Origin of the sequence: Myxococcus sp. CA023, assembly GCF_010998615.1 — a bacterium.
Lineage (GTDB): Bacteria > Myxococcota > Myxococcia > Myxococcales > Myxococcaceae > Myxococcus.
In genome coordinates, this window is sequence record NZ_JAAEAH010000028.1 from 70978 (window position 1) to 95918 (window position 24941).

Consider the following 24941-nt stretch of genomic DNA (forward strand, 5'->3'; position numbering starts at 1 on the left):
GAGTCACGCTGTGGCGTGATTTGTCATTGCCACCAGCGGCGGCGCACGCGCTGCGCTTAATGGCGTTGAAAGAGGACTCTGGCCTGCGGGGTGCACAAGGCCGCGTTGCAGTCTACCCGCGAGGAGTCCCCCATGAAGCAGTCCTCCAAGAAGTTTCCAGGCGTGTTGCGCGCCTGGTCTGGCGTCGTCGCCGCATCCCTGCTCGCAGGGTGTGGTGGCCCCGAATCCCTCCCGTCGGAGGAGCCGGCCGCCGCGGCGCAGGAGCAGGCGCAGACGGGCGCCGCGCCCATCATCGATTCGATGGATGCCATCGCGCTCGACAGCGCGCTGACGTCGAAGACGCGCAGCCTCATCCGCGCGAAGCTCGCGCAGGGGCAGGTGCATCAGCAGGTTCCCGTGGTGTCGGACTCGGGGCAGGCGCTCGTGCTGAACGACGAGGGCCTCAATGGTGACGAGCAGGCCGGTGACGGTGTGTTCTCCGCCATTGGCGACGTGGACTTCGTCACACACAGCGCCACGCAGGACCGCATTCGCGAGTTCCAGGAGCGCAATCCCCAGACGCCGCTGACGGTCGCGACCTTCGACAACCGCGTCCGCGTTTCCGAGCGCGTACTCACGCCGCTGTCGCCCGACGTCTTCCGGCCGGGTGTCCCCATCCCCATCTTCCCCGCGGGTATCTCCCACGCGGTGAAGCCGGAGAACTCGCTCATCATCACCCACCCCAACGTGGTCAATGACCCGACGCGCACGTATGACCCGTGCACGAACGCCGGCAACCCGAATGGTGTGTGGACGTTCAACCACCTGATGCGGGAGATGGCGAGCTCGTACGTGTCGCCAGCAAACCTGACGGAGCACTGGCTGCGTCAGTGGACTGTGAATCAGAACATCAACGGCTGGACGGTGCCGGCGCGCCCGGCGATGACCGCGCGCATCCTCACGCCGTGGCCGCGCGCGAGCGGCGCGCTGGATCTGGCACGGTCGCCGTTCAAGCTGGTGGCCATCGTCAACCGCCTGGACCTGGGCGCCGGCGCGGGGCCGTCCGCCTACGCTTCTGGTAACGCGGGCGAGCTGCGCTTCGTCTTCGCCGCGGTGGATCGTTCAAGCGGGACCTGTGGCGTGCGGCCCTTCCTGGTCATCTTCGAGTACGGCGTCCCGCACGCCAGCTGTGACGCGGTCCGCACCTGGGCGCAGGGGTGGCTGAACCTGTCGGCGCCGTCCATGATTCTGGGCAGCTCGGCGTACAATGCGGCGCTGACGAGCCTCACGCAGCAGGTGGTGGTGCGCAACGCCGCGCCCCGCAAGCCGAACGGCAGCGCCATCAACCAGATCCGCACCAACGAGGAGTGGCTGCGCTACCCGTGGGAGCTGCGTGAGTTCCACCTGATGGGCTCGGGCCCCTCGGTGAACCGCCTGCAGGGCCAGCCGACGGTGCTGACGCCGGGCGACTCGCACAACAACACGACGGTGCTGCGTGACTTCATCAACGCGAACACGCCCGCCATCCTAGCCAACAGCTACACCGTGCCGCCGACGTACCCGACGGCGGGCACGCCGTTCCTCGGCGCGTTCCCGTGGATTTCGTCGGTGACGGACTCGTACTGGCATTCGTTGGGCATCTCCGTCAACGACGCCCGCCACATCTTCTCGCGCAACACCTGCAACGGCTGCCACGGCCGCGAAACGCGCACCCGCTTCACGCACATCAATGAGAACGGGATGCTGTCTCCCTTCCTCGCCACGGGCATGGCCAGTCCTTCCACGGCCTTCTGGGTGCAGGACCCCGTCGTGACGTCGCTGAGCCGTCCGTTCTACGAAATCCAGATGCGCAACACGAACCTGGACAGCGTGGCGAACCAGTCCTGCCTGGCTCGCGCGTTCGACCGGCCTCTGCTCTCCGCGCACTGACGCGGGGAAGCCCGACCGGGGCGCATCGATTCAACGGTGCGCCCCGGGGAGGGCGGCCGAGGCCGCTACATGAGCGGCGTCGGGAGGATGGACAGCGGCGGCGCGTCCAGGGGCGCGTCCTCGGGACGGCGCGCGTAGGCGAGCATGCTGCCGCCGTCCTCTGACTCAGCGAAGAACTGCTCGATGGGGCCGAAGAGGAAGTCCAACTCGTCGTCCGTGCACGTGGGCAGGTAGACGCGCAGCACGCGCGGGTCGTAGTAGCGGAACACCAGCGGCTTGCCGTTGGCGTCCTTGACCTTGAGGAAGCGCCGCAGGTGCCGCCGCAGCGCGTCCGGGTGGGCCGGGCTCTGCACGAAGATGCCCCAGCTCTTGCCCCAGCCCGCGGCGAGCAGCTGCTCCGTGGCGGGCGCTCCGGGCCGCAGTTGCACCAGGTAGGGCGCCACCTCCACCAGCTCCGGCGGCAGCTTCCCCGCATAGAGGCAGCTCTGCGTCAGGCCGCAGGTGAGCACCAGCCGGTGGATGTTGGGGGCCCGCGCCCCGTCCAGGATGGCGTAGAGCGCCGAGGTGGGCGCTTCCTCCGTGGCCTGACGCACCCACTGAAGCAGACCCGGAATCTGGGGGACCGGTGCGCTCACGCCGCGGCCCGTTGCTTCTGCTTTTCACACTCCTCGCAGAACGGCACACCCGCCGCCGCGGCCTGGCGCAGGGCTTCGGCCTGCCGTGCCGGGTCAGGGAAGAGGGTGAAGACCTCCACGGGCGGGCGCGCCAGGGGGATGACCTCGGGCTCGGGCCGGGGGGGCGGCAGGGCCGGTTCCGGCCACGCCCAGGCGGCGGCGCGGCGCTGCACGCGCAAGGCCACCAGCTCACGGCGCTCCAGCGCCTGCACCAGCCGGTCTCGCACGCGGGCGTCCTGCCGGGCGCGGTCCAGCGAGCTGGCGTTCCACGGAAGGATGCCGCCCAAGGCCTCGTACATCTCCAGCAGGGGCCTGCGGGCGGAGGTCAGCCAATGGTCGAGCTGCCAGGTGATGTGCTCGGCCGGGACGCACTCCCGCTCGTCGAGGGCCGTTACGGCTCGCATGACGAGCAGTTCGTATTCTTCGGCTCCAGAGCGGAGCCGCCAGGGGCCAGGGAAGCCGATTCCAGGGACGGACATGACGACCTTGTCGGGGCTTCAGGGAAAGGGCCGCGTCCAGGACGCGGAATGGACTCGGAGTGTACCCGGGGCCGGGTGAAGCTGCATCCCGGCCTGCACGAAATCTGCACGAACATTCCTTGGCAGCCGCACAAGGGGGCCATCACCGTTGCACGGGGGGCGCACATCCTGCGCCCATGAACGCACCTCCTCCGCTGCCTCCCCGTCCGCCGCGAGCGCCCGAAGGCGCCCTTCGCCGGGCCCTGCGCTGGCTCGTGGCCCACCACGTCTTCGGCAGTCTGGTCATCGTCGTCTTCGCCACGGCCGTCATCGCCGGGCAGGTGGCGGACCGGACGGACTTCGCCAACTCGGAGCTGGCCGCCGGGGTGGAGGACCGCTGGGGCGCGCCCGTCACCCAACCCGCGCCGTCCCTGCGCTACGTGCACAGCGGCACCATCTTCACCGAGCTGAAGCCGCTGCCCTTCGACCGCCAGCACGTCGAGGTGCAGGCGAAGATGAACTACCGCAAGCGCGGGCTGCGCTACTTCTCCGGCTTCGACTTCACCCTCAACGCCGACTACGCGGTGGTCAACCGCGAGAGCACCGACATCGACGTGGCGTTCATCTTCCCCATGGAGATGGACAAGTCGCAGGTGCTGCTGTCGGAGCTCCAGTTCCTGGTCGATGGCACGGAGTCCAGCCTGGACCTGGGCGAGTCCGGCAACCGGCTGGTGTGGACGGGCCGCATCGCCAAGGGCGCCACGTCCCGCTTCACCATCCGCTACCGCGCCCGGGGGCTGAACTCATTCGTGTACCGCCTGGATCCGGCGCTGCCCGCGCGGGACGTGCGCGTCCACGTCGCCGTCGAAGGAGGGGAGAACTACGACTACCCATCGGGTGTGCTGGCCGCGTCGTCGGTGAACACCACGGCCGACGCGGTGACGCTGGATTGGGCCTTCCAGTCGCTGGAGTCGGGAGTGAACCTGGGCGTCATCCTCCCGTCGGAGAAGACGTTTGACGCGCTGGTGGGCACGATGGCGACCCGGGCCTGGGTGCCCTTCCTGGGGCTGCTCGCACTGCTCGCTGCCCTGGGGTTGCGCCACCGCCGTTCGCTCGCGCTCCACGAGACGTACCTGCTGGCGTCCGTGTACGGCTTCTTCTTCGTGCTGCTGGCGTACCTGGCGGCCTTCATGAACTTCTACGCCGCCTACGCCCTCTGCGCGGTGGGCCTGGGCGCGGCGGTGGTGGTGTACGTCCGCTGGCTCTTCCCGAAGGAGCGGACGTCTGTGCTCGCGGGATTGTGGGGCGCCACGCTGGTGGTCCCCACCGGCGCCGTCATCCTCCAGGGCTACACCGGCCTCATCTACACGCTGGAGATCCTCGCCGCGCTGCTGGGGCTGATGGTGCTCTCCACCCGCGCTGGTGTGCGGGCCTTCCTCTCCGACTTGTCCCTGCCCGGTGAGCCTCCGCGCACCGCCGTGGCTCCCGCTGCCTCCACCCCTGTCACCCCGGAAGCGAGCTGATTCCGCCATGTGGACCGTACCGCTCTTCGTTGGACTCCTGCTGACCACGGCCGATGGCTCGGCCTCCACGTCTCCCTCCGGCACCGCCACCGTGCCGCTTCAGGAGCTGATTCCCCTCTACGCGCAGCGCCAGGCGGCGCCCGCCGAAGCACCTCCGATGGAGGCCCTGGTGAAGAGCCAGCTCAAGGGCCGGATCACGGCGGATGCCCTCTTCGTGGACGGGCACTTCGACGTGGAGGTGCTCGCGGATGGACGGTGGACGCAGGTGCGCCTGCTCCAACTCGACGCCGACACGTTCCCGGCCGCGTTGCCCGCGCTGGAGGAAGGCTCCGTGGGCGTCGTCGACGGGTACCTCTGCCTGCTCACGCGGAAGGCGGGGCGCTACGTCTTCGACGTGGGCGTCTCCATCCGCTCGCCCGGCGCGGGGCCGGAGCGCCGTGCCCAGCTGCGCTTCGGGCCCCACGCATCCCCGGTGCCGCTGGCGCTGGAGGCGGACACGTCCGTCTTCACACTCACCGAGCCGCTGGCTTCTATGGGAGGCGAGTCCCACGCCGTCTATCCCGTGCAAGGCACGCTGCGCGTCGGCTGGCGCGCGGCGGTGGCTCGGGTGGCACAAAGCCAGAAGCAGCAGGTGCGCCCGCCGCTCGAGCCGCGCATCACCGAGGCCACCGCGTCCTGGGTGTCCACGCTGGAAGGCCGAGCCACGCTGCGCGTCAGCTACGCGCTGAGCCTGGACCGCGAGCAGCCGCTGGAGCTGGTGCTGCCGGAAGGACACCGGCTGGAGCGCGTCACCCTGAATGCCATTCCCGTCCCCGTGGAGTCGGAGAACGGCACCCTGGCGTTGAAGGCCGCTCCGGCGCGGCTAGGAGAGACAGGCGGGACGCTGGAGGTGGTGCTGTCGCGAGAGCTGGGCGTGTTCCACCTCTCCGGCCGGTTGAAGCTGGCGTTGCCGCGAGTCTCCTGGCCGGTGGCGGAGCTCCGCGCACGCGCGCACTTCCCAGCGGTGTTCAACTACCGGCGCGAGGGCGGCAGCCTGGAGCAGTACGAGTCGACGGAAGCCGTGGCCGCGGAGGCGGCGGGCCTGCCCGGAAAGGCGCTGCACTTCCGCCAGTTCCTGGTGGCCGCGTCCTCGCCCACGCTGGAGCTGGGCTACTCCGTGGACATTTCCGACAGCTACTTCCGTTGAAGCCGGGGCACGGGCGCCACCACGGCGAAGGTGGTGCCCGTGTCGGAAGGAAGCAGCTCCAACCTCGCGTGGAAGGCGCGCAGCATGGACTGGGCAATCGTCAGGCCCAGGCCCGTGCCGCCTCGCTCGCGGGCGGTGGTGAAGAAGGCGTCGAAGATGCGCGCGCGGTTGGACTCGGAGATGCCCTTGCCGCGGTCCTTCACCACCACGCGCACCAGGTCCGCCTCTGGGGCCTGCTCCACCGACAGGTCCACGCGGACGGTGTCGCCACCGTGCTGGCGGGCATTGGTGACGAGCTGCCACAGCACGTCGTCGAGCACCTCCTGCGGGAGGCTCACCTTCAGGCCCGCGGGTGGTGCCGTCACATGGATGTCCGTGGCACCGTCAGCGCGGGCGCGGAGGGCGAGCCCCTCCAAGAGCGGGCCCAGATCCACCTGCGCGGGCGTGGCCGTCATGGAGTCCGCCCGGGCCAGCTCCAGCAGGCGCTGCACCAGTCGGGTGAGCCTGCGGGCATCCGCGTCCACGTTGGCGAGGAACCGCGCGCGTTGCTCGGGGGACATCGCGTCGGCGCTGTCGCGCAGCAGCTCCACCGCGCCTTGGATGGAGGCCAGCGGCGTCTTGAACTCGTGCGACACGTTGGCCGCGAAGGAACGGATGTACTGGTTCCTGTCTCGCAACGCGGTGGCCATGCCGGCCAGGGACTCGGAGAGCTCGGCCAGCTCGGCCACCACGGGGCGCGCCATGGGTTCGAAGCCCGAAGGGTCGCTCATGGCGATGGCGCGCGTCTGCTTCACCAGCGCGCGCACCGGCCGGCCCACCAGCGCGGCGGCGGCCAGGGACATCAGCGCCACCGCGCCGAGCAACACGAAGCCGGTGGCGGTGAGGTTCCACCGGTCCGCGTACGTCGCCTTGGCGAACGTCATGGGCGTGCGCGTCAGCACCACCGCGCCCCAGACGCGATCGCCTTCCAGCACGGGCAGCGCCACCGTGACGCGGATGCCGGTGTCGCGGCTGAGTGATGCCAGTGGGGTGTCCTCGGGATCGGCGACGCGGCGGCGCATCACGCTGACGGGCTCGCCGCGCAGGGCCCGCTGGACCTCCGTGCGGTCCGCCAGCGTCGTCCACAGCAGGGCGGGGCTGCTGCTGGCCACCACCACGCCCTCGGTGTCCACCACGCGGATGCCGGCCAGGGTCGCCGCACGCACCTGTTCGAGCAGCGGCGTCAGCTGCAATCCCGCCGCGTGTGACAGCGGCTCCGCGGGGACGTGCGAAGGCCGAGGCGTGTCGCCCGGCGGCAGGGATGCATCCGAGGCCCTGAGCGACGGGAGGATGGGGCGCAGGCGCGTGTCGTCGGGAATGGGGAAGGGCCAGGGAGCGGTGCGCTCGCGGCCGTATGCGCCCGCTGGCACGGTGGCGCGCAGCCGCTCGCGGAAGACCTCCGCGACCACCGCGCCCTGGGCAATCAGCTCCGACTCCGTCTGGCGGATGAGCTGGTTGTCGTAGACGCGCACGAAGGCGAGCCCCGCCAGCGTGAGGGCGAACCCCGCGACGCCCACGGCGGCGAACACCAGCCACAAGCGCGGGCGCGCGCGGCGCTCAGGGGAGGGCGAGCCGATAGCCAAGGCCATGCACCGTCTCGATGACGTCTCCGCCCGCGCTCGCGAACTTCTGCCGGACCCGGCGCACGTGGCTGTCGATGGTCCGGTCGCTGACCACCACGTCGTCGTAGACGCGGTTCATCAACTCATCCCGGGTGAAGACCTTGCCGGGGACTCGGAGCAGCGTGGCCAGGAGCTGGAACTCCGTCACGGTGAGCACCACTTCCGTGTCCTGCCACCACGCGCGCCAGCGCTCCGCGTCCATGCGCAGCGGCCCTCGGGACTGCATCCGCGCCGCGGGCGATTCGGCCTCCGGGGCCGGCGCGGGCCGTGCGCGCCGGAGCACCGCCTTCACGCGTGCCACGAGCTCGCGCGGGCTGAAGGGCTTGGTGAGGTAGTCGTCGCCGCCCAGCTCCAGGCCCAGGATGCGGTCGACCTCGTCATCCCGCGAGGAGAGGAAGACGATGGGCAGCTCGTGCTTGCGCCGGACCTCACGGCACACGGCGAGCCCGTCCAGCTCCGGCATCATGATGTCCAGGACGATGAGCACTGGGAGGGCGCGGTCGACCTGCGTCAGGGCGGCGCGGCCATCGGCGGCCTCATCCACCCGGAAGCCTCCCTGCTCCAGCGCGAAGCGGACGATCTCCCTCAGGTGAGGATCATCGTCGACGACCAGGACTGTGGGACGTTCGGCCACGGCTGCTCGGGAGGGGAGGGTTGCGACGACTGCCGCACTCTACACCCGCCCGGGCCCTGGAGACGGCCGGGGCGCAACCCCGGCCGTGACTACGACTACCGGCGTGAGCGCCGGCGGGGCCGCGGAATCGCAATTGCCGCGGCGAGTAGGAGAACCACTGGAATGAACACGAGCATCGTCTGCGCCGTCACCTTCGCCCCCATCGAGGAAGTGCCGCTACTATGGCGGGCCGGTCTGACGTTGCGCTCGCGGCAATCCTGAAAACAGGTTTTGACGGGACGGTGACAGCGCCCGGCGTCAGATCAGCTCGCGGGTGATGACCTCGGAGCGTTCCTGGTCGTTCCAGGTGACCTTCCGGGTCTCCCGGCCGTTGAAGTAGATGGCCTCCCGGTCGTTGATGAGCTTCCGGATGGTGATGCGGGCGACGGACTGCTGTTCGTCCACGCCGTGGGTCAGCTCGTACCGGGCGACGTCATGGCGGAGCTCGCCCAGGTGGAGGCGGACCTCGCCCAGCATGTCCACGTAGTCCGCCAGCGCCTGCATCTGCCCCAGCGCGCGCCGCATCACCGTGCCCGTGCGCTTGCTGAGCACCCGGTCCCAGAAGAGGTAGCCCGCGCCCAACGTGGCCGCGCTGGTGAAGAACATGAAGAAGGTGAGCGCCGGATCCAGGTACCGGTTCTGGGTGAGGCCCTGGTGCTTCGAGGCTTCCACCAGGATGTCCTTCATGGCCTCCACGGCCGTGCGGTGGGCCAGCTGCGTCCACTCCCGCGCATCCCGCTCCGAGCCCAGCAGCAGCCAGCAGAGGCCCAGGTGCAGGGCGATGAACGACAGCCGCGCCTTGTCGCGCTCGGTGCCCATGGCTTCCGTGAAGCAGCTCCGCGCGGACTTCAGCCGCTCCAGCTGTTCGTCGCGGGTGGCCTGAGGGGCGCGCACTGCCTCCAGGTGGAGCCGTCCGGCCTGGAAGGGACCTTCCTGCAGCGGCCGGACGTCGCGATGCAACCCGCGAAGGAGGGTGAGCTGTGCTTCGTGAAGGCCGAGGAGTGTCTCCAGCAGCGTGACCGCGGCGGGAGCCTGAGACCTGCCGCCCCCGTGCGGTGGAATCGCCAGGACGAGATCATCCCACTTGGCCATGTGCGGACTCCGTGTGGCTGGGCGATGCAAGACGTGCGGCAAGCCCCCTCACGGATCAGTCTGCCACAACCTCCACGCCATCGAAGAATGTGGGCCGCAGTTCATGCGGGAGCGGCATTCTTCAATGCGACGGAGCGGCTGGCTTTCAAGCTCGGTAGAAAAAGCCAGTCACTCTCTCGAAATGGCGTGAGTCTGTTTCTACTCCCCCGTGCCGAGCACCGCGTGTGGCTCAGCCCTGGCCTGGTGGAGGCGCCATGTACATGCGGAAGCGCGTCACCGGCCGGTAGCCCATGCGGGTGTAGACGGGCTCGCCTGCGCTCGTGGCGTGGAGGACGGTGCGCTCGATGCCCCAGTCCTGATGGGCCTTCGCCAGCGCATGTCGCATCACGGCCTCGGCGGCACCTTGCCGGCGGTGTTGCGGCTGGGTCGCGACCAGTGCGACGTAGGCGGCGGCATCCACGCGCAGCACCACCGTGCTGGCCGCGGCCTCTTCGTCGCGGCACGCCACGAAGCCCTGGCAGTCCGGGGTGTAGAGCGAGTCCTCGTCGAAGGCTTCACGGCCGAAGTGGCGGGGGACGTCGTAGACGTTGGCGTTGATGTCGGCCACGGCCTGCCGGCCCCACGCATCCGTGACGGGACGCACGGTGAACGGAGGCCGTGGGTGAATGGAGGGCGCCAGCCGGTCCGCCACCATGCCGGTGACATCCATCTCGGACTTGAGCCCGTACCAGGCGAGGATGGATGGCGCGTTGTCGCGCACGGAGGGCGCCAGCCAGTCGTCGCAGATGACGAAGCTCCAGCCATGTCTGCCAGCGGAGAAGTAGCGCGCCGCGGAGGCCGCGGAGGCCGCCAGCGCTTGTTCCGTTTCGACGGGCGCGCGCAGGAAGGCGGAGTTCATCATCGACCAGGCGACGTGGCAGGCGGTGATGTAGACCTCGGGGCGCTCCACCACTTCACCCGACCTGCTGCCCAGGGCGAACAGCCTCCAGGCTCCACGGAACTGCGCGTTGGACTCGTCTATCTCGACGCGTGAGGGGGCGGGCATCGCGGCTCCTGGGGTGAGGGGAATCGGCGAGCATACCCGACCTCGGGAGCGTTCAGCGCGCCACTGCCCGGCAGTCGCGGGTGGCGGTGGACGCGGGGCGCGTCTACGTTGAGCGGATGACGCATGCGGTTTCCGAGACGTGGACACTGCCCTGGCGGGGCCTGGGGTTGAGCAGCAACCTGAGCGTGGCGGACGTGCCGCAGCCCTACCGCTTGCTGGACGAGTCACCGGGCCTCTTCGACTACGTGGAGTACAGCGCGCCGCTCTCCTTGGAAGAGTCGAAGGCGCACGCCTCGCTGTTCCCAGAGATGTGGCGCCGTCGCCAGGACGTCCCGGTGCTCTTCCATCCCGTCCACCTCAACCTCTGGGGGCCCGCGCTGGAGCCCGTCCAGGCCTTGAGGGATTTGGACGCCCACGCGCGCGCCGTGGAGAGCCCCTGGGTGGGCAACGACGTGGGCTGGTGGCACGTGGATGGGCAGCCCTTCCCGGGCTACCTCTACTTCACGCCGCCCTTCAACGAAGCGGGTCTGGAGGCGTGCGTGTCCCACGCGCTCCATGTCCAGCAACACCTGTCCGTGCCGCTCGCGCTGGAGAACCCCGCGGTGCTCGCGCGGCGCGGGCAGTGGCATGTGCTCGACTTCATGGCGAAGCTGCACGCGCGCACCGGGGCGCCGCTGCTGCTCGACCTGGGGCACCTGCTCAGCCATCAGCTCTCCGCCGGCCTGCCGCTGCAGACGGGGCTGGACGGCTTTCCGCTCGACCAGGTCATCGAGCTGCACATTGCCGGAGGCGTGGTGACGCACCGGGGGCCGCGCAGCTTCTACGTGGATGACCACACGCAGCCGGTGCGCGAGGAGCTGTTCGACCTGCTGGCCTCGTTGATTCCGCGCTGCCCATCGCTGCGCGCCGTCACCTTCGAGGGGGATGGCCACCCGCCCGAGGTCGCCCGGATGTCCTTGCGCCGCCTGCGCCAGCTGGTGCCCGCGGGCGCGCGTCCGCCGCTGGCGTGGCGCGTACCGGTGGCTGTCGCGGCCGTGCCTCCACTCACGGAGGAAAGCCAGCCCTGGGCCTTGTTCGACGCCGGTTACGCGGCCGCGCCCGCGGCCTCCGTGGAGGACGAAGCGGGCACGCTGGCGGACCAGGACTTCCGCCTGGCCGTGGTCGCGGAGGTACTGGATCGCGATTGGCCACTCACCCGGTTGTTGCTCGCGGGCACGCGGGAGGGGTTGGCGGCCTTCACCGGCTCGAAGGAGTACCGGAAGCTCTTCGACTCCGTGGCGCGGACGCCCGGGCAGTCCTTCGCGTCCTGGGCCATGCGCCGCCTGCGCGAGTCACCGGATGAGGGGGCGTCGGCGGCACTGACGCTGGAGATGCTGCTGCCGTCGCTGTTCACGCGTCGGGTGCCCGCGCCCGCGCCGGGGCAGGTGGGGTTGATGGAGGACGTGCGGGTCGGGTCGCTTCCCGTGGACCTGTCCGAGCTGGTCCATTCCGCCCGAGCCGTGCGCCGGCACCTCACTGCCCGTGCGTGGGCGTGTGGCACGTTGGAGCTGTCCGGCCTGGATTCGCTGAACCAGGTAGCGCGCCGGCCCGGCCCGGGGCCCTGGTCCTTCGTCGCTCGGCGGAGGGCAGGAGGACCGGAGGTGATATCGGTGCCCCCGGCTTTGGGTGAATTCCTTGGAATGCTCGCTGTGCGGCCCATGGTCGAGGCGGAGGTAGCCCCTGGGTTGCTGGAGGCGGCGAGGGCGCGAGGGCTGATCCGCCAGGGATAGCGGGAAGAATTGTCCGGGATTGGACCGAACCCTTGCGCTGGTCGTCCTGGTAAGATACGTCGCGCCCACATGGCGTCCCCCCTCGTCGTCGGAATCGCGGGCGGCACCGCGTCCGGCAAGACCACCGTTGCCCGCAAGGTACGCGAGGCATTGGCCGATTGCCGCGTGGCCTTCATCGATCAGGATTCATACTACCGGGACTTGAAGGACCTTCCGCTGGCGGACAGGCGTGAGGTGAACTTCGACCACCCGGATGCGTTCGACAGGGAGCTGCTGGTTCAGCACCTGCAAGCGCTGAAGTCCGGGCAGCCCATTCAGAAGCCCGTCTACGACTTCGTCACTTCGTCGCGCACGCCGCAGACGAAGAACGTGGACCCCGGCGACATCATCCTCATCGAGGGCATCCTGGTGCTCCACATGAAGGAGGTCCGGGATGAGATGGACGTGAAGATCTACGTCGACGCGGACGACGACCTTCGCATCCTCCGGCGCCTCACCCGCGACATCAAGGACCGCGGCCGCGACTTCGACCACGTGGTGAGCCAGTACCTGCGCCACGTGCGGCCCATGCACATGGGCTTCGTGGAGCCGTCCAAGCACTTCGCGGACATCATCATCCCGCACGGCGGCAACAACGAGATTGCCATCGGCATGCTGGTGGGCGCGCTTCGCGGCAAGCTCTCTGGCGCCGTGAATCGGGACTAGTCAGCACCGCCGCAGGAAGTCGCTCAGCGGGCCATGGAGCCGCTCCGCGTCCTGGAGCAGTGCCGCGTGGTCCCCGGGCCCCGGCAACTCAAGGAAGCGGGCGCTCACGCCCGCGGCGCTCAGCAGGTGGTAGGTGTCACGCACCCGGTTCGCCGGGGCCATGGCATCCGACGTCCCCGTCACCAGGAGCACCCGCGCACGGATTCGCGAGAAGCCGTCCGACACGTCACTGCCCGCGTACGCCGAGCACAGTGACGCCCAGGACACCGCGTCGAAGGCGTCCGCGAAGGCGTCCGCTTCCGCCTCCAGCGCGGCGCGGGCTGCTTCGGGGGCCGGGTACGCGGAGGCCAGGAACTCACGTCCGCAGAGCAGCTTCTGGAAGTCCAGACGCAGCTTGCGCATCGTCTTTCGCGGCGGCGCGTCCAGCGCGTAGAGGCCGTCCCGGTAGTCCGGATCCGCGCGCAGCACCTGCCAGGACAGGCCCAGCTTCTCGCGCACGCCTTCGGGCAGCGCGCGCGCCGCGCCGATGGCCACCACGCCCTCGGCCAGGTCGGGGAACAGCGACGCCAGTCGCAGCGCCACATGGGCGCCCAGGCCCACGCCCACCAGCGCGCGCACCTGCGTCAGTCCCCGCGCGCGCAGCGTGGCCGACACGGCGCGCGCCATGTCCTGCACCGTGAGCGGCGGCAACTCGAGCCCCCAGCGTTCACCCGACGCGGGATTCACCGTCGCGGGCGACGTGCTGCCGAAAGGGCTGCCGAGCAACCCGGGAGAGAAGACGGGGGTGATGGCGGGGTCCAACGCGAGGTTCGTCCCCACCAGGGCGCGTCCCCAGCCGGAGGGCTGGTATGCCGAGTCCTCCGGCGGGCCCAACGCGAGGTGCGAGTGCGCGAGGTCGTGCAGCAGCACCACCGCTTTGCCGTCTGATGGTTCTCCGTAGGCCGCCCAGGCCACCTGGGGATTGCCCAGCAGCTCTCCTTCCTCCAATGGAAGGGGCGTGGTGAACAGGTGGGTCCCGGTGGCCTGGATCACGTTGGGGATTTTTCATATCACTGCCGGGACAAAGGCACAGGAGACTGCCGCGTGAAGCGCTACTTCGGAGTCATCGTCATCGTCGCGGGTGTGCTGCTGGCCGCCGTCATGAGCTATCGCAGCGCGAGCGGTCGCGCGCTGGAGGCTCAGCGGGATGCGGATCAGCAACGGATTCACGCGGAGTACCTCGAACGGGTGGGCTGGATGCGCGCCAACCCCGACGAGGCCAGCTACCGTGATGAGTTGAAGCCCTTCTTCAAGAACTACTTCGAGCAGGTGGACGCGCACCTGACGCGTTTCAAGGGGAACACGAAGTTCGACGACTACCTCCTGGAGTTGGAGAAGCGCGAGGAGAGTGGCGCGAAGGATGACCGCGCCAAGGACCGCAAGGCCTTCTACGAGTACACGCGCAAGACGTTCGACAGCCTGCGCGAGGGCCGTTACCGCCCGGTGTGGTCGGCCACGGACAAGGGCATGCGCCTGGACATCATCTCCTCCGACGTGGTGATGGTGCTGGGCAAGCCGCAGATCCGCCTGCAATTGGCGGTGTGGGGCGCGCAGCGCGTGCTCAAGGATGACGGCAAGGTGCTGAAGATGATGACCAGCGCCACGTTCGACACGGTGTGGAAGCTCACGGACGCGAAGGGGAAGCTGCTGGGCGAGATGCGCGGCGCCGACCCGTCCATGAAGATTGACCACCCGGAGCGCTTCGTCCAGGCGTTCCCCCCGCAGATGGTGCTGGGCCATTACGACCTGGACCTGCTCCCGAACGAGGTGGCGAAGGTGGAGATGACCATCAATCTCTCCTCCAGCGCGGCGTCGGGCGGCACCGCGACGTCCACCTACGTGTGGAAGCTGGACGTGCCGTCGGAATGGAAGCTCGGCGCTGGCGAGTCCTGGGAGGGCGCCACCCAGGAAGAGCGGCCCGAGGAGGAGATCGACCCGTCGAAGGCCGCGGCGAACTAGGCCTTCGCGGGGGTTACTCCACCACCGTGAAGTGAGAGCCGAGCCGGTACGCGGACAGCGTGCCGGCGTCGTCCAGGAAGTAGAGGTTGAGGCGCACGTCGGCCTGGAGCGCGACGAGCCCCACGCCGGCCTGGACCTCCGCGAGCACCTGCCCGCCGCGGGGGTCCACGGCGCGGACGCGCTCCCCCGGCACCAGCGTGATGTCGCGCGCGGTGTGGGCGGGGAGCGCGCTGATGAGCGGCTCGCCCGCGGCGCCCACGCGCCAGTCCACCGTGCCGGATGCGGCCACCCGGGTGGCGGCGCCCGAGGCGCTCGTCACCACGACCGCACGGGGGAGGGACGCCAACGCAAAGGGGCCAGGGCCCAGGTTGAGCGGGCGTTCCCAGAGGCGCCGGCCCTTCGCGTCCAGGCAGAGCAGCATGCCTTCGCGCTCGCGCTCTCCGGCGATGAACACCCGCGAGCCCACGGGCAACGGCGCGGACAGGTGGGACAGGTCCGGCTCATACGTCCACACGGATTCGCCGGTGTGCGCGTCCGCGAGCAGCACGGCCCAGTGCGAGCCGCGGCCCAGCATTGCCAGGAAGCGCCGGCCCCAGGCCACCGGGGGCCCGTGGAACGACATGGGCGCGCGCATGCGGTAGCGGACCTGTCCGTCCTCCAGGTCGAGCCCATAGAGGTAGCCCGAGTCCGTGCCCACCAGTGCGCGGTGTCCCTGGGTGGCCAGCCAGCTGCGCTGTGTGCGCGGCGGCGCCAGGCGCCAGACCTCGCGGCCCGTGGCCTCCGCGAAGGCCACGACGGTGCGGTCCTCGGACAAGGTGAGCAGCAGGCCGTCCTTGCGCAGCAGCAGCGGGCCCAGCGGGATTCCGTCGTGGTCATGCAGCCAGCGCGCGCCACCACCCCGGCCCGTGAAGCCGTAGACGCGCGCGATGTCCGCCGCCACCGCGTGGCCATCCGCCGACGCGGCCACACCCAACGCCGCGGCGCGCTTCCACAGCAGTTCTCCGTCCTTTCGGGAGAACGCGGAGGCCAGGTGCGGCGCGCAGTACACCGGTCCGTGCCGGCCAAGCAGCAGCCGCGATTCCTCCGCGTCCGGCAGGCCGCGCTTCTCCCACAGCTTCGCGAAGCGCAGCCGGCGCAAGCGGCCGGGGACCTTCAACGGCCGTGAGGTGCCCTGGCCCGTGGCCCGGGCCTTCTTCTCACGGGCCGCGCCCTTGGCCTCGGGGGGCTGCACGGGGCCTCGCAGGTGAGACAGGCCCTCGCGGCAGCGCTCCGCCAGCTCCATCCGGTACGGGTTGGCCACCAGTGCGCGGTCCGCTTCCGCGAAGGCCGCGGCCAGGGACTCGCCCAGGTGGAAGAGGGCGGCGGCGAGCACGGTGCCCGTGAGCGGGAAGGGCGTCCCGGTGCGTCCCGCCTTCGCCTGGCCCGACTTCAGGTCGACCAGGAGCGAAGGCTTCGCGCCCGCGGGGGCCAGTTCGAAGCGGCTTTCGCCCAGCTCCACCGCGCGCGCCAGCTCCACCGCCTGTCGCGACAGCTCCAGCGCTGTCAGGAACGGCGGGCCGTGGACGCGCCAGGCCTCGGGCTTGCCGGGCAGCGACAGCCAGACCTCGCCCGCTGCCAGCAGGGGCGCAAGCAGTCCGGCCGTTCCCCGCGCGGCGCCACGGCTCGTGGGGGCCCCGGCGTCCCGGAGTTCGAAGCCGAAGCCTGGGACTTCCGTGGGCTCCACGCGCCGGGTGGCGGGCCGGGCCGGCGCCTCGTCAGGAGGACGGGCGGGCCGGTTCAGGCCCTTCAGCGGCTCCTTGAGGGCCTGCCCCACGGTGGTGGCGAGCGCCTGGGGCCCAGCCCGGGTGACGTCGGCGAGGAATCGCTCGCCGGCCTCGCGGACCGCCTCCACCAGTTCCTCCAGCTCCACCCGGACGGGCGGGCGCATCAGCCGGGCAGGGCGGGAGAGGTTGGCCACCAGCAGCTCCACCTCCGGCCCCATGCGGCGGAGCACCAGCTCCAGGTGGGCCTCGGGCAGGGAGACCTGGGCCAGTTTCTGGCGCCCACCCGCGAGCGCCGCAACTGAGCGCACCAGGGAGGGGACGACTTCTGCTAGAGACTCCTCCACGGCCCCGGACAGAAGGTCCACCCCGTCCAATTCCAGTGCGATGGAATCGAGCGGGGAAGCCGCGGGTTCGCGTTTCCAGCGCTGTCCGATGCGTATGCGGGTCATCTTGCGTTCGTTGACAAGCCAGTTTAGCGATGGCTAGCATCCGCCGCCTATACGGACCTACATTTTTGTAACCGTTCGGAATTCCTGGGGAATACTCGATGACATTCTACGAGGCCGCGCTCCGCATCCTGGAGAGCGAAGGTCGTCCCCTCCACTTCCTTGAAATTACCGAGAAGTCCATCCAGCAGAGCCTGCTCTCCCACGTGGGCAAGACGCCTGAGGTGACGATGCTGTCGCGCCTCGCAGCCATGGCGCGCCGCACGCGGGATCGCAAGGTACTTGTGACGGCGAAGGACACCTTCGCGCTGGTTGACTGGTCGATTCCCGAGGACGTCGAGGCACTGGCTCAAACCGGCGTGGTGGAGCCGCATCCTGAAGAAGAACTGCCGCCGCTGCGTCCGCCGGAGCGTCACCCGGAGCCGCGCACGGACAACGTGCGGGTCGCGGGCCGTGGCAGCGACCGCAAGCGCCGCCGCGACGAGGACGAGGAGCGTGGCGGTCGCCGCAAGCGCTTCCCGCCGCTGCCCGAGGTGGTGTTCGAGATTCTCAGCGAGTCGGACATCGGGCTTCGCACCGAGCAGATCATCGAGCGCGCCCGGGTCAAGGAGCTGTGCGCCGAGGACACCACGGTGGAGGCGGTGCTCACCGCGCTGCTGGAGGACAACCAGCGTCGCATCGACGCGGGCCGTCGGCCGCAGTACGCCTTCAGCAAAGACTCTGGAGAGGTGTCGCTGGAGCGCGCTGGCGCCCCGAGCGAGGCCCCGCCGCTGGAGCTCCAGGCCGCGTTCGCGCAGGCACTGGGCATCCCGCTGGAGGCTGGCCGTCCGGTGCTGGGCAAGCCGGCTGCCGCGGGCGAGGCCCCTGCGGATGCCGCGCTGGTGTCCACGCTGCGCGCCGCGCTCAAGGACGCGCGCCGCTCCGTGGCGCGTGGGCTGCGCAAGCGCCTGGGCGAACTGGACGTCGGTACGTTCGAGAAGTCCGTCGTGAAGATGATGCACGGCCTGGGCTTCCGCGAGCTGAAGGTGGCCAAGCGGTCCAAGGAAGGGCCCTTGCTCACGGCGCGCAAGCGCGAGGGCAGCGTGGAGCTGCGCTACGCGGTGCGCATGCTGAAGGGCACCCCCGGCATCGACCGCAAGTCGGTGCAGGAGCTGCGGCGTGACCTGGGCCACTACTCGGCGCAGGTGGGCCTGTTGGTGAGCGCGGGTGACGTGCGCGGTGATGCGCGCACCGAGGCGCAGGCCAATGGTTCGCTGGTGATGCTCTGGTGCGGTGACGCGCTGGGCGAGAAGTTCCTGGAAGCGGAGACGGCTGTCTCCGTCACGCAGGTCGCGCTGTACGAGGTCGACGAGAAGTTCTTCGAGGCCGCGAAGCTGGATGCCGAGGAGGCCCAGAAGCGCCGCGAGGAGCGTCAGCGCGAGAAGCAGGCCCGGGAGGGCGAGGAGCCCACCGAGGCCGCGGCGCCGACGGAGCGCGAGCGTCCGCGTGAGAAGCGCCGCCGTGAGCGTGAGTCGCGCGAGGCGCGTGAGGCTCGTGAAGCCGAGGTCGCCGCGGGGGCTTCCACGGAGGAGGCTTCGGCTGCTCCCGCCGGGGATGCGCGTGAAGCCGCTCCAATTCCGGCCGCGCCGGTCCTGCAGGGCCGCGAGGACGAGGAGGAGGGCGACGACGAGGACGGGGAGGATGACGACCTCGAGGCCGCCAGCGCTTTCGTGGGTGGTGTGCGTCCCGATGGAACTGCAGCGGAGGCCGGTGCCGAAGGGGCACAGGGTGACCGCAAGCGCCGCCGCCGTCGTCGCCGGGGTCGTCGCGGCCGTGGCAGCCGCGCGGGTGAGGCCGGTGCCACCGGAGCTCCTGGTGAGGCGGGGGCTGCTGGAGAGGCCGCTGCCGCGGGTGAGGCGGGCGCTTCGGTTGCGGGTGAGGCGGGCGCCTCCAACGCGGGCGCTGAGGGTGCGACTGGCGAGGCCGGTGTCGCGGCTTCGGGTGCTGGTGGTGCAACGGGGGAGGCGGGTGCCTCCAACGCGGGTACGGGTGGTGTCGCTGGCGAGGCTGGTGCCACGGGTGATGCGGGCGCCTCCGTTACTGGGGCTGTTGGTGCCGCCACTGGCGAGGTACCTCCCGTCTCCGAGTCGGGCGATGTACGCGCTGACAGTGGCGAGGGCTCGGCTGCTGCCCCAGGTGCCGTGTCGAGCGAAGCGATTGCCTCGGCTGCTGTGTCGAGCGAAGCGATTGACTCGGCGGGTGGTGGTGCCGGTTCCGGGGCAGTCTCCGGCGAAGCGGCATCCGCGTCCGTGGACGTCGCCACGCAGGCAGACGTGTCCGGGACTGTTCCTTCCGAGGAAACGCCATCGGCTCCTCCGACTTCGGGGCAGACGCAGGCGGGCGTGCCGGACGGCTCGGCGGGCGAAGTGGCCCCTGGTGCCGCCACGACGACGTCTTCTGGATTCGTGGAGGGCGCGCAGGTCAGCGAGCCTGCTTCCTCTCCCACCGAAGGTGAGCTGGCCGCTGATTCGTCCGTGCCCCCCAAGGGGCCGACCGAGGAGCGCGATAGCTGACGCGGCACTCCAGGAGGTGAGGGATTGGTCGGCGCCGTCGCTCTCCAGGTGTTACCCTGGGGAGCGATGAAGCCGGTCCTGTTGCTCGCCTCCTGCGTCGTCCTGCTGCTCGGTGCCTGCCGGTGGCAGTCGCCGCGCTACCCGGTGGCGCCGGTGGAACTCTCCGGGGCCACCTTGCGGGACAACGCCCTGCTGGGCCTGGCTCCCGAGGGCGTGGCCACGCTCTTCACCGCCGCCCTGAAAGACTCCGGCCGTTTCGAGCAGAAAGGCGCGGATGCGCCTCGTGAGGAGCGGCCCTGGCGCCTGACGCTGGACGTGCCCTTCACCCGCGAAGTGCTGAAGGACGGTGACCCGCGCAGCTTCGCCGAAGTGGGGGCCAACCTGGTCCTGGAGCGCTTCGGTGGGAGTCTGCCCCAGCGCTACGAACTGGTCGGGCTCGGAGAGGCGCCCGTCGAGGAGGACTCGCCCGCGGGACGGCAGATGGCCATGCGCACGGCGCTGGCCAACGTGCTGCGCCAGGTGACCGAGTCCGCCGTCATGCAGTTGACGGCGCTGGACCGTACCGATGAAGAGCTGGTGCTGGACCTCAAGGCCTCGGATTCGCGGGTGCGGGAGTTCGGCCTGCGCACGCTGGCGGAACGGCAGCACCCGGCGGCCGCGCCGCTGCTCATCGACCGGCTCAAGGAAGCGACCGACGCAGAGACGGTGCGCAGGACGATGGGCTCGCTCGTGGAGATGAAGGCGCGAGTCGCCGTGCCCGTGCTCATCGACCTGGCGCGTGGCCGTGACCTGGGCTTCGTGCAGGAGATTGTCTTCGCGGTGGGCGAAATCGGTGGCCCGGAGGCGGAGGCCTATCTCTACACGATGGCGCAAGGGCACGATGCGCCCGCCGTCCAGGCCGCCGCGCAACAGGCGCTGGACACGCTCTACGCATCACGTAAGCACTCACCTGCGGAGGCGCGTGGCCCCAGCCGCGCGGACTGACATCGACATGAAGCGTTCATTCGGCATGGGCGGAGCCGCTGTGCTGGCGGCCCTGGTGCTGGGCACGGGCTGTTCCAAGAACGTCGACGCGGCGGCGGGCGCGAGCGCCAGCACCGATGACGTGTCCGCGTACTACCCGCTCGCGGTGGGCAACAGCTGGACCTACCGGCTCAACGGCCGCGACGACAAACAAGTCACCGTGGAGATTCTCAAGGAAGAGGCCGGCGTCTTCCATGACAACCAGGGCGGTCAGCTCTCGCTGGACGGCTACGGCTTGAGGGATCCCAAGCGCTACCTGCTGCGCGGTCCGGTGCGGACCGGGCACTCGTGGACGAACGTGGTGTCCGTGTCCTCCACGGAGCGCTACCACATCGTCCAGGCAGGGGACTCCTGTGAGACGCCCGCGGGCACCTTCCCGCGCTGTGTCCAGGTGGAGGGCCGCAACCGGGCGGACGCCAAGGCCACGTTGGTGAACACGATGACGTTCGCGCCTGGCGTCGGCGTGGTGCGCATCGAAATGGCCGTGGAGACCAACGGCCAACTGGTGCCGCAGGGCTCCCTCGAGCTGACGGCCTGGCAGCTCCGGGACGGCGCGGCGCCGCCTTCGGGTTGATACGGTGGAGGAATCTCCACGAGGTGCCGCTGTGGCCGCCAATGCGAACGAGCAGACCCAGGAAGAGCTCATCCTGAGCTTCCTGTCGGAAAGCGGGGGCGATTACACCTCCGGTGAGGCGCTCTCCAGCAAGCTGGGCCTGTCGCGCACGGCGGTGTGGAAGCACGTGGAGGCCCTGCGCGCGAAGGGTTACCGCATCGAGGCGGTGTCCGCGCGAGGCTACCGGCTGGTGGCGGTGCCGGACCGGCTCACATCGCTCGAGGTGGGCCCGCTGCTGGACACCCGCGACCTGGGCCGCACCATCCACCATCACGAATCGCTGCCTTCCACCAACGAGAAGGCCTTCCGCCTGGCCCAGGACGGCGCCAGGCACGGTGAGGTCGTGGTGGCCGAGCAGCAGACCGCGGGCAAGGGGCGCCGGGGCCGCACCTGGGTGTCCCCGCCGGGCCTCAACCTCTACTTCTCCGCCATCCTCCGTCCGGGCCTGCCGCCCCAGCGCGCGCCGGAGCTGACGTTGGTGGCGGCCGTGGCGCTGGCGGAGTCGCTGCGCGACGCGGGCGTGGAGGCCGCCATCAAGTGGCCCAACGACGTCCACATCGACGGCCTCAAGGTCGCGGGAATCCTCACCGAGCTGTCCGCCGAACCCGAGCGCGTGCACTTCGTCATCGTGGGCGTGGGGGTCAATCTCAACTCCCAGGCCGAGCACTTCCCGGAGGAGCTGCGGGCCACCGCCACGTCGTTGTCGCTGGCCCTGGGGCAGCCGGTACACCGGGCTCGCTTCGTCGCGTCGCTCTGGACGCGGCTGGAGGAGTGGCTGGACCTCTACCTGGACACGGGCTTCGACGCGGTGCGTGCCCGCTGGAAGGCGCTGTCCTCCACGCTGGGGCAGGACGTGCTGGTGCGCACCGACCGGCAGGAGCTGCGGGGACGGGCCGAGGACATCGACCCCTCCGGGGCGCTGCTGGTCCGGACGGCGGAGGGCTCGCTCGAACGCGTGTTGGCGGGCGACGTGGAGCAGCTGCGCCCACGGCGGTAGAGTGCGCGGTGTGATGCTCCTGGCCATCGACGTCGGCAACACCAACACCGTGCTCGGAGTGTTCGAGGGCCGGCGCCTGCTCGACCACTGGCGCGTGGAGACCAGCACGCGCCGTACCTCGGATGAGTACGGCATCCTGGTCCGGCAGCTCTTCACCCATCGCGGCATCGACCCGACGAAGGTGACAGCGGTCGTCGTCTCCAGCGTGGTGCCGCCGCTCCAGTCCAACCTGGAGAAGATGAGCGAGCGGTACTTCCGCATCCGTCCCATGTTCGTCGGGCCCGGCGTGAAGACGGGCATGCCCATCCTCTACGACAACCCCCGGGAGGTGGGCGCGGACCGCATCGTCAACGCGGTGTCCGCCTACGAGAGGCACCACGCCGGCGTGGTGGTGGTGGACTTCGGCACCGCGACGACGTTCGACGCGGTGTCGCCGAAGGGGGAGTACCTGGGGGGCTGCATCTGCCCCGGCATCAACATCTCCATGGAGGCGCTGTTCCAGAATGCCTCCAAGTTGCCGCGCGTGGAGTTCGCGCGGCCGCCGCATGTCATCGGGCGCAACACCGTGCACTCCATGCAGGCCGGGCTCGTCTACGGCTACGTGGGCATGGTGGACGGCATCTGCACCCGCATGCAGGCCGAACTGGGCTTTCCGGTGAAGGTCGTCGCCACCGGAGGGCTCGCGTCGCTGGTGGCCAGCGAGTCCAAGGTCATCCACCAGGTGGATGAGTTCCTCACGCTCGAGGGCCTGCGCATCATCTACGGAAGGAATCACGCGTCATGACCACTGCCGCTCCCAACGCCGTCCCGGCGCCGCCTCCGGGCTGTCCCTTCGATGCGGAGTTCCTGCCGCCCAACCTGCGCAAGCACGTGGACCCCGCGGCGCCGGTGCCGCTGCGGATGATGGCGGCGAAGTCGCTGGTCCCGCTCAGCCCGTCCGACATGGTGGGCGCGCTCTACATGCTCACGTTCGACCCGGACGCGAACGTGCGCGAGACGGCCGCGAAGACGGCCGCGGGGCTGCCGGATCGGATTCTGGGCTCCGCGCTGCGCGACGAAGAGGTGCAGCCGCAGGTGCTCGGCTACCTCCTGGGGCTCGTGAAGGGCAACGAGGCCTACGCGGAGATGCTGGTCCTCAACGCCAGCACGCCGGACGACGCGGTGGCGGACGTGGCGAAGGATTGCAGCCCGAAGCTGGCGGAGATCATCGGGCAGAACCAGCTCCGTCTGCTGCGCCACGAGGACATCCTCCGCAACCTCTGCGCCAACGCGAGCGCGCCGGTGTCGCTCATCGACAACGTCTGCGACTTCGCGGTGCGCAGCGGGCTGACGCTGATGGACGTGCCGCAGATGAAGGCCGCGCGCGTGCGCGTCTTCGGCCCCGAGGCCGCGGAGGCGCCCCCGCCGCAGGGCCCCACCGCGGAGGAGGTGCTTCAGGAGTTCCAGGAGGCCGCGGACGAGTCCGCCGCGCCCATGGAGGAGGGCAAGCGCCTGACGCTGGCCCAGCGCATCATGCGCATGTCCATCGCGGAGAAGATCAAGCTGGCCACGCTGGGCAACAAGGAAGCCCGCACCGCGCTCATCCGCGAGACGAACAAGCTGGTGGCTGTGGCCGTCATCCGCAGCCCGCGCATCACCGATGGCGAGGTGCTCTCGTTCGCCACCAACCGCGCGATGATGGATGACGTGCTGCGCGTCATCTACAGCAACCGCGAGTGGACGAAGAACCACAAGGTGAAGATGGCGCTGGTGAAGAACCCCAAGGTCCCGCTCACCGTCACCATGAAGTTCCTCAACGCGTTCCGCGACGCCGAGCTGAAGGACCTCAGCCGCGACAAGAACGTGCCCGCGGCCGTGCAGGGCTTCGCGAAGAAGCTGCACGAGAAGAAGACGACCCCGAAGAAGCAGGGGTAGGGGCTGGCAGTGCCCCGGGCACGGGTGGCCCGGGGAGCGCGGCCCGTACGACTAGGCCGCGGCTTCGCTGGCGTCGTCCGCCACGGAGGAGGCGGGCTCGTCCAGGAGCTGCTGAGCGATGACGAGCGCCTTCTTCGTCTTCTCGCGCAGCTTCTCCTCGCTCTTGATGCGTGCGTAGAGGCGCGTCACGCGCTCCTCGTTAAGGGCCGTGGCGGCCTCCAGCTCGGCGATGCGGCCGCGCAGTTCGTCGGTTTCCGCGTTGGCGCGGCTGCTCTGCTCGGACAGCTCCACCTGGGCCTGGCCCAACTGGACGCGCAGGTCCTCGGCCTCATGCTGCGCGGCCTGGACGTCCGCCTCCAACTGCCCCGCGCGAGCGCGCAGCTCCTCCAGCTCCGCGGCGTAGGCATGCGCCTGGGCCTGGTGTTGGTCCAGCTCCGTCTGCAGCGCGGTGAGCTGCGCGGACGCGCCCCGGGCCTCTTCCTTGGCGGCGGCCAGCTGCTGGTCCACGCGCTTGCGGTCCGTGGCGAGCGACTCCGCCCGGGCGCTCAGCGTCTTGAGCTGGGCGTCGCGCTGGGCGAGCTCGGACTCGGCGGTGCTGGCCTTCTGCTCCAGCTCCAGGCTCTGGTCCTTGAGCTCGATGATCTCCTGGTCCTTCTGATTCAGCTCCGTCTTGAGGCGGAGGATTTCCTTGTCCTTCTTGTTGGCCGCGTCGCGGAGGGCGAAGGTGTCCTTGTCGTTCTTCCCCGAGGACGCCCGGGCCGCCTCCAGCTCCGTGGCCTGGCTCTCCAACTGCGCCTCCAGGTCACGCACGCGCTCCTCGGCGTGGGACGCCACGCCACGCGAGTCGTCGAGCTCGGCCTGCAGTTCGGCCACCTTCGCGCGCAGGCTGCGCAGCTCTGCGGCGTCGGCCGCAGGCGCCACCGCGACGGGCGGGGCAGGGC

20 protein-coding genes and 1 pseudogene are annotated in these 24941 nt (G+C 70.1%); 12 read left to right on the forward strand and 9 right to left on the reverse strand.

Annotated elements, in window-relative coordinates:
- Window positions 1-132: 132 nt before the first annotated feature.
- Window positions 133-1908, forward strand: a complete 1776-nt coding sequence (locus F8M74_RS14645; RefSeq protein ID WP_228560651.1) for a choice-of-anchor X domain-containing protein — start codon at window positions 133-135, stop codon at window positions 1906-1908.
- Window positions 1909-1973: 65 nt separating this feature from the next.
- Here F8M74_RS14645 and F8M74_RS14650 read toward each other — a convergent pair whose 3' ends face one another.
- Both F8M74_RS14650 and F8M74_RS14655 read right to left on the reverse strand, forming a co-directional pair.
- Window positions 1974-2543 (reverse strand): DUF4123 domain-containing protein, encoded by a 570-nt coding sequence (locus tag F8M74_RS14650; protein ID WP_141257076.1) that lies wholly within the window; start codon window positions 2541-2543, stop codon window positions 1974-1976.
- Complete coding sequence (locus F8M74_RS14655) at window positions 2540-2986, reverse strand: hypothetical protein (RefSeq protein WP_228560653.1); 447 nt, start codon at window positions 2984-2986, stop codon at window positions 2540-2542. Before F8M74_RS14655 ends, F8M74_RS14650 begins: the two co-directional genes overlap by 4 nt.
- Window positions 2987-3237: 251 nt before the next feature.
- Here F8M74_RS14655 and F8M74_RS14660 point away from each other — a divergent pair, with 251 nt between their 5' ends.
- Window positions 3238-4563 carry a hypothetical protein gene (locus F8M74_RS14660; protein WP_141257078.1) on the forward strand — a complete coding sequence of 442 codons (1326 nt, stop codon included), beginning with the start codon at window positions 3238-3240 and terminating at the stop codon, window positions 4561-4563.
- Window positions 4564-4570: 7 nt separating this feature from the next.
- Window positions 4571-5749, forward strand: coding sequence for a hypothetical protein (locus tag F8M74_RS14665; protein ID WP_141257079.1), 1179 nt, complete (start codon window positions 4571-4573; stop codon window positions 5747-5749).
- On the opposite strand, the gene F8M74_RS14670 is transcribed toward F8M74_RS14665, so the two are convergent.
- The 4 genes from F8M74_RS14670 to F8M74_RS14685 all read right to left on the reverse strand — a co-directional run bounded on the left by F8M74_RS14670 (window position 5737) and on the right by F8M74_RS14685 (window position 10220).
- Window positions 5737-7377 carry a HAMP domain-containing sensor histidine kinase gene (locus F8M74_RS14670; RefSeq protein ID WP_141257080.1) on the reverse strand — a complete coding sequence of 547 codons (1641 nt, stop codon included), beginning with the start codon at window positions 7375-7377 and terminating at the stop codon, window positions 5737-5739. The genes F8M74_RS14665 and F8M74_RS14670 overlap by 13 nt on opposite strands.
- The gene (locus F8M74_RS14675; RefSeq protein WP_141257081.1) at window positions 7346-8044 is read right to left on the reverse strand and encodes a response regulator transcription factor; all 699 of its coding nucleotides are present in this window, start codon (window positions 8042-8044) and stop codon (window positions 7346-7348) included. Before F8M74_RS14675 ends, F8M74_RS14670 begins: the two co-directional genes overlap by 32 nt.
- Before the next feature lie 297 nt (window positions 8045-8341).
- Window positions 8342-9175: a hypothetical protein gene (locus tag F8M74_RS14680; protein WP_228560655.1), complete on the reverse strand. Its 834-nt coding sequence runs from the start codon at window positions 9173-9175 to the stop codon at window positions 8342-8344.
- A 229-nt stretch (window positions 9176-9404) separates the two neighbouring features.
- Entirely contained in the window at window positions 9405-10220 is an 816-nt protein-coding gene (locus F8M74_RS14685; protein ID WP_141257083.1) for a GNAT family N-acetyltransferase, read from the reverse strand.
- A gap of 116 nt (window positions 10221-10336) precedes the next feature.
- Here F8M74_RS14685 and F8M74_RS14690 point away from each other — a divergent pair, with 116 nt between their 5' ends.
- The gene (locus F8M74_RS14690; protein ID WP_216620535.1) at window positions 10337-11989 is read left to right on the forward strand and encodes a DUF692 family multinuclear iron-containing protein; all 1653 of its coding nucleotides are present in this window, start codon (window positions 10337-10339) and stop codon (window positions 11987-11989) included.
- 69 nt (window positions 11990-12058) lie between these two features.
- Window positions 12059-12694 (forward strand): uridine kinase, encoded by a 636-nt coding sequence (udk, locus tag F8M74_RS14695; RefSeq protein WP_141257086.1) that lies wholly within the window; start codon window positions 12059-12061, stop codon window positions 12692-12694.
- Here udk and F8M74_RS14700 read toward each other — a convergent pair whose 3' ends face one another.
- Window positions 12695-13726, reverse strand: coding sequence for an alpha/beta fold hydrolase (locus tag F8M74_RS14700; protein ID WP_141257087.1), 1032 nt, complete (start codon window positions 13724-13726; stop codon window positions 12695-12697).
- Between the two features lie 51 nt (window positions 13727-13777).
- Between F8M74_RS14700 and F8M74_RS14705 the strand changes: the two genes are divergently transcribed.
- The gene (locus tag F8M74_RS14705; protein ID WP_171410432.1) at window positions 13778-14692 is read left to right on the forward strand and encodes a hypothetical protein; all 915 of its coding nucleotides are present in this window, start codon (window positions 13778-13780) and stop codon (window positions 14690-14692) included.
- Between the two features lie 13 nt (window positions 14693-14705).
- On the opposite strand, the gene F8M74_RS14710 is transcribed toward F8M74_RS14705, so the two are convergent.
- A complete protein-coding gene (locus tag F8M74_RS14710; protein WP_163884435.1) occupies window positions 14706-16904 on the reverse strand; it encodes a PQQ-binding-like beta-propeller repeat protein in 2199 nt (732 codons plus the stop codon).
- A gap of 98 nt (window positions 16905-17002) precedes the next feature.
- Here F8M74_RS14710 and F8M74_RS14715 point away from each other — a divergent pair, with 98 nt between their 5' ends.
- The 6 genes from F8M74_RS14715 (at window position 17003) to F8M74_RS14740 (ending at window position 24000) form a co-directional block, all read left to right on the forward strand.
- A complete protein-coding gene (locus F8M74_RS14715) occupies window positions 17003-19453 on the forward strand; it encodes an HTH domain-containing protein (protein WP_141257089.1) in 2451 nt (816 codons plus the stop codon).
- Window positions 19454-19519: 66 nt separating this feature from the next.
- On the forward strand, window positions 19520-20437 hold the full coding sequence (locus tag F8M74_RS14720) for a HEAT repeat domain-containing protein (protein WP_141257090.1): 918 nt from the start codon (window positions 19520-19522) through the stop codon (window positions 20435-20437).
- Complete coding sequence (locus F8M74_RS14725; RefSeq protein ID WP_141257091.1) at window positions 20415-21050, forward strand: hypothetical protein; 636 nt, start codon at window positions 20415-20417, stop codon at window positions 21048-21050. Before F8M74_RS14720 ends, F8M74_RS14725 begins: the two co-directional genes overlap by 23 nt.
- A gap of 31 nt (window positions 21051-21081) precedes the next feature.
- Window positions 21082-22086: a biotin--[acetyl-CoA-carboxylase] ligase gene (locus tag F8M74_RS14730; protein WP_141257092.1), complete on the forward strand. Its 1005-nt coding sequence runs from the start codon at window positions 21082-21084 to the stop codon at window positions 22084-22086.
- A gap of 13 nt (window positions 22087-22099) precedes the next feature.
- Window positions 22100-22870 (forward strand): type III pantothenate kinase, encoded by a 771-nt coding sequence (locus tag F8M74_RS14735; RefSeq protein WP_141257093.1) that lies wholly within the window; start codon window positions 22100-22102, stop codon window positions 22868-22870.
- A complete protein-coding gene (locus tag F8M74_RS14740; protein WP_141257094.1) occupies window positions 22867-24000 on the forward strand; it encodes a hypothetical protein in 1134 nt (377 codons plus the stop codon). The genes F8M74_RS14735 and F8M74_RS14740 overlap by 4 nt, the downstream gene beginning before the upstream one ends.
- Window positions 24001-24051: 51 nt before the next feature.
- Here the strand turns inward: F8M74_RS14740 and F8M74_RS14745 are convergent.
- A pseudogene (locus tag F8M74_RS14745) lies at window positions 24052-24941 on the reverse strand (hypothetical protein); the annotation flags it as partial.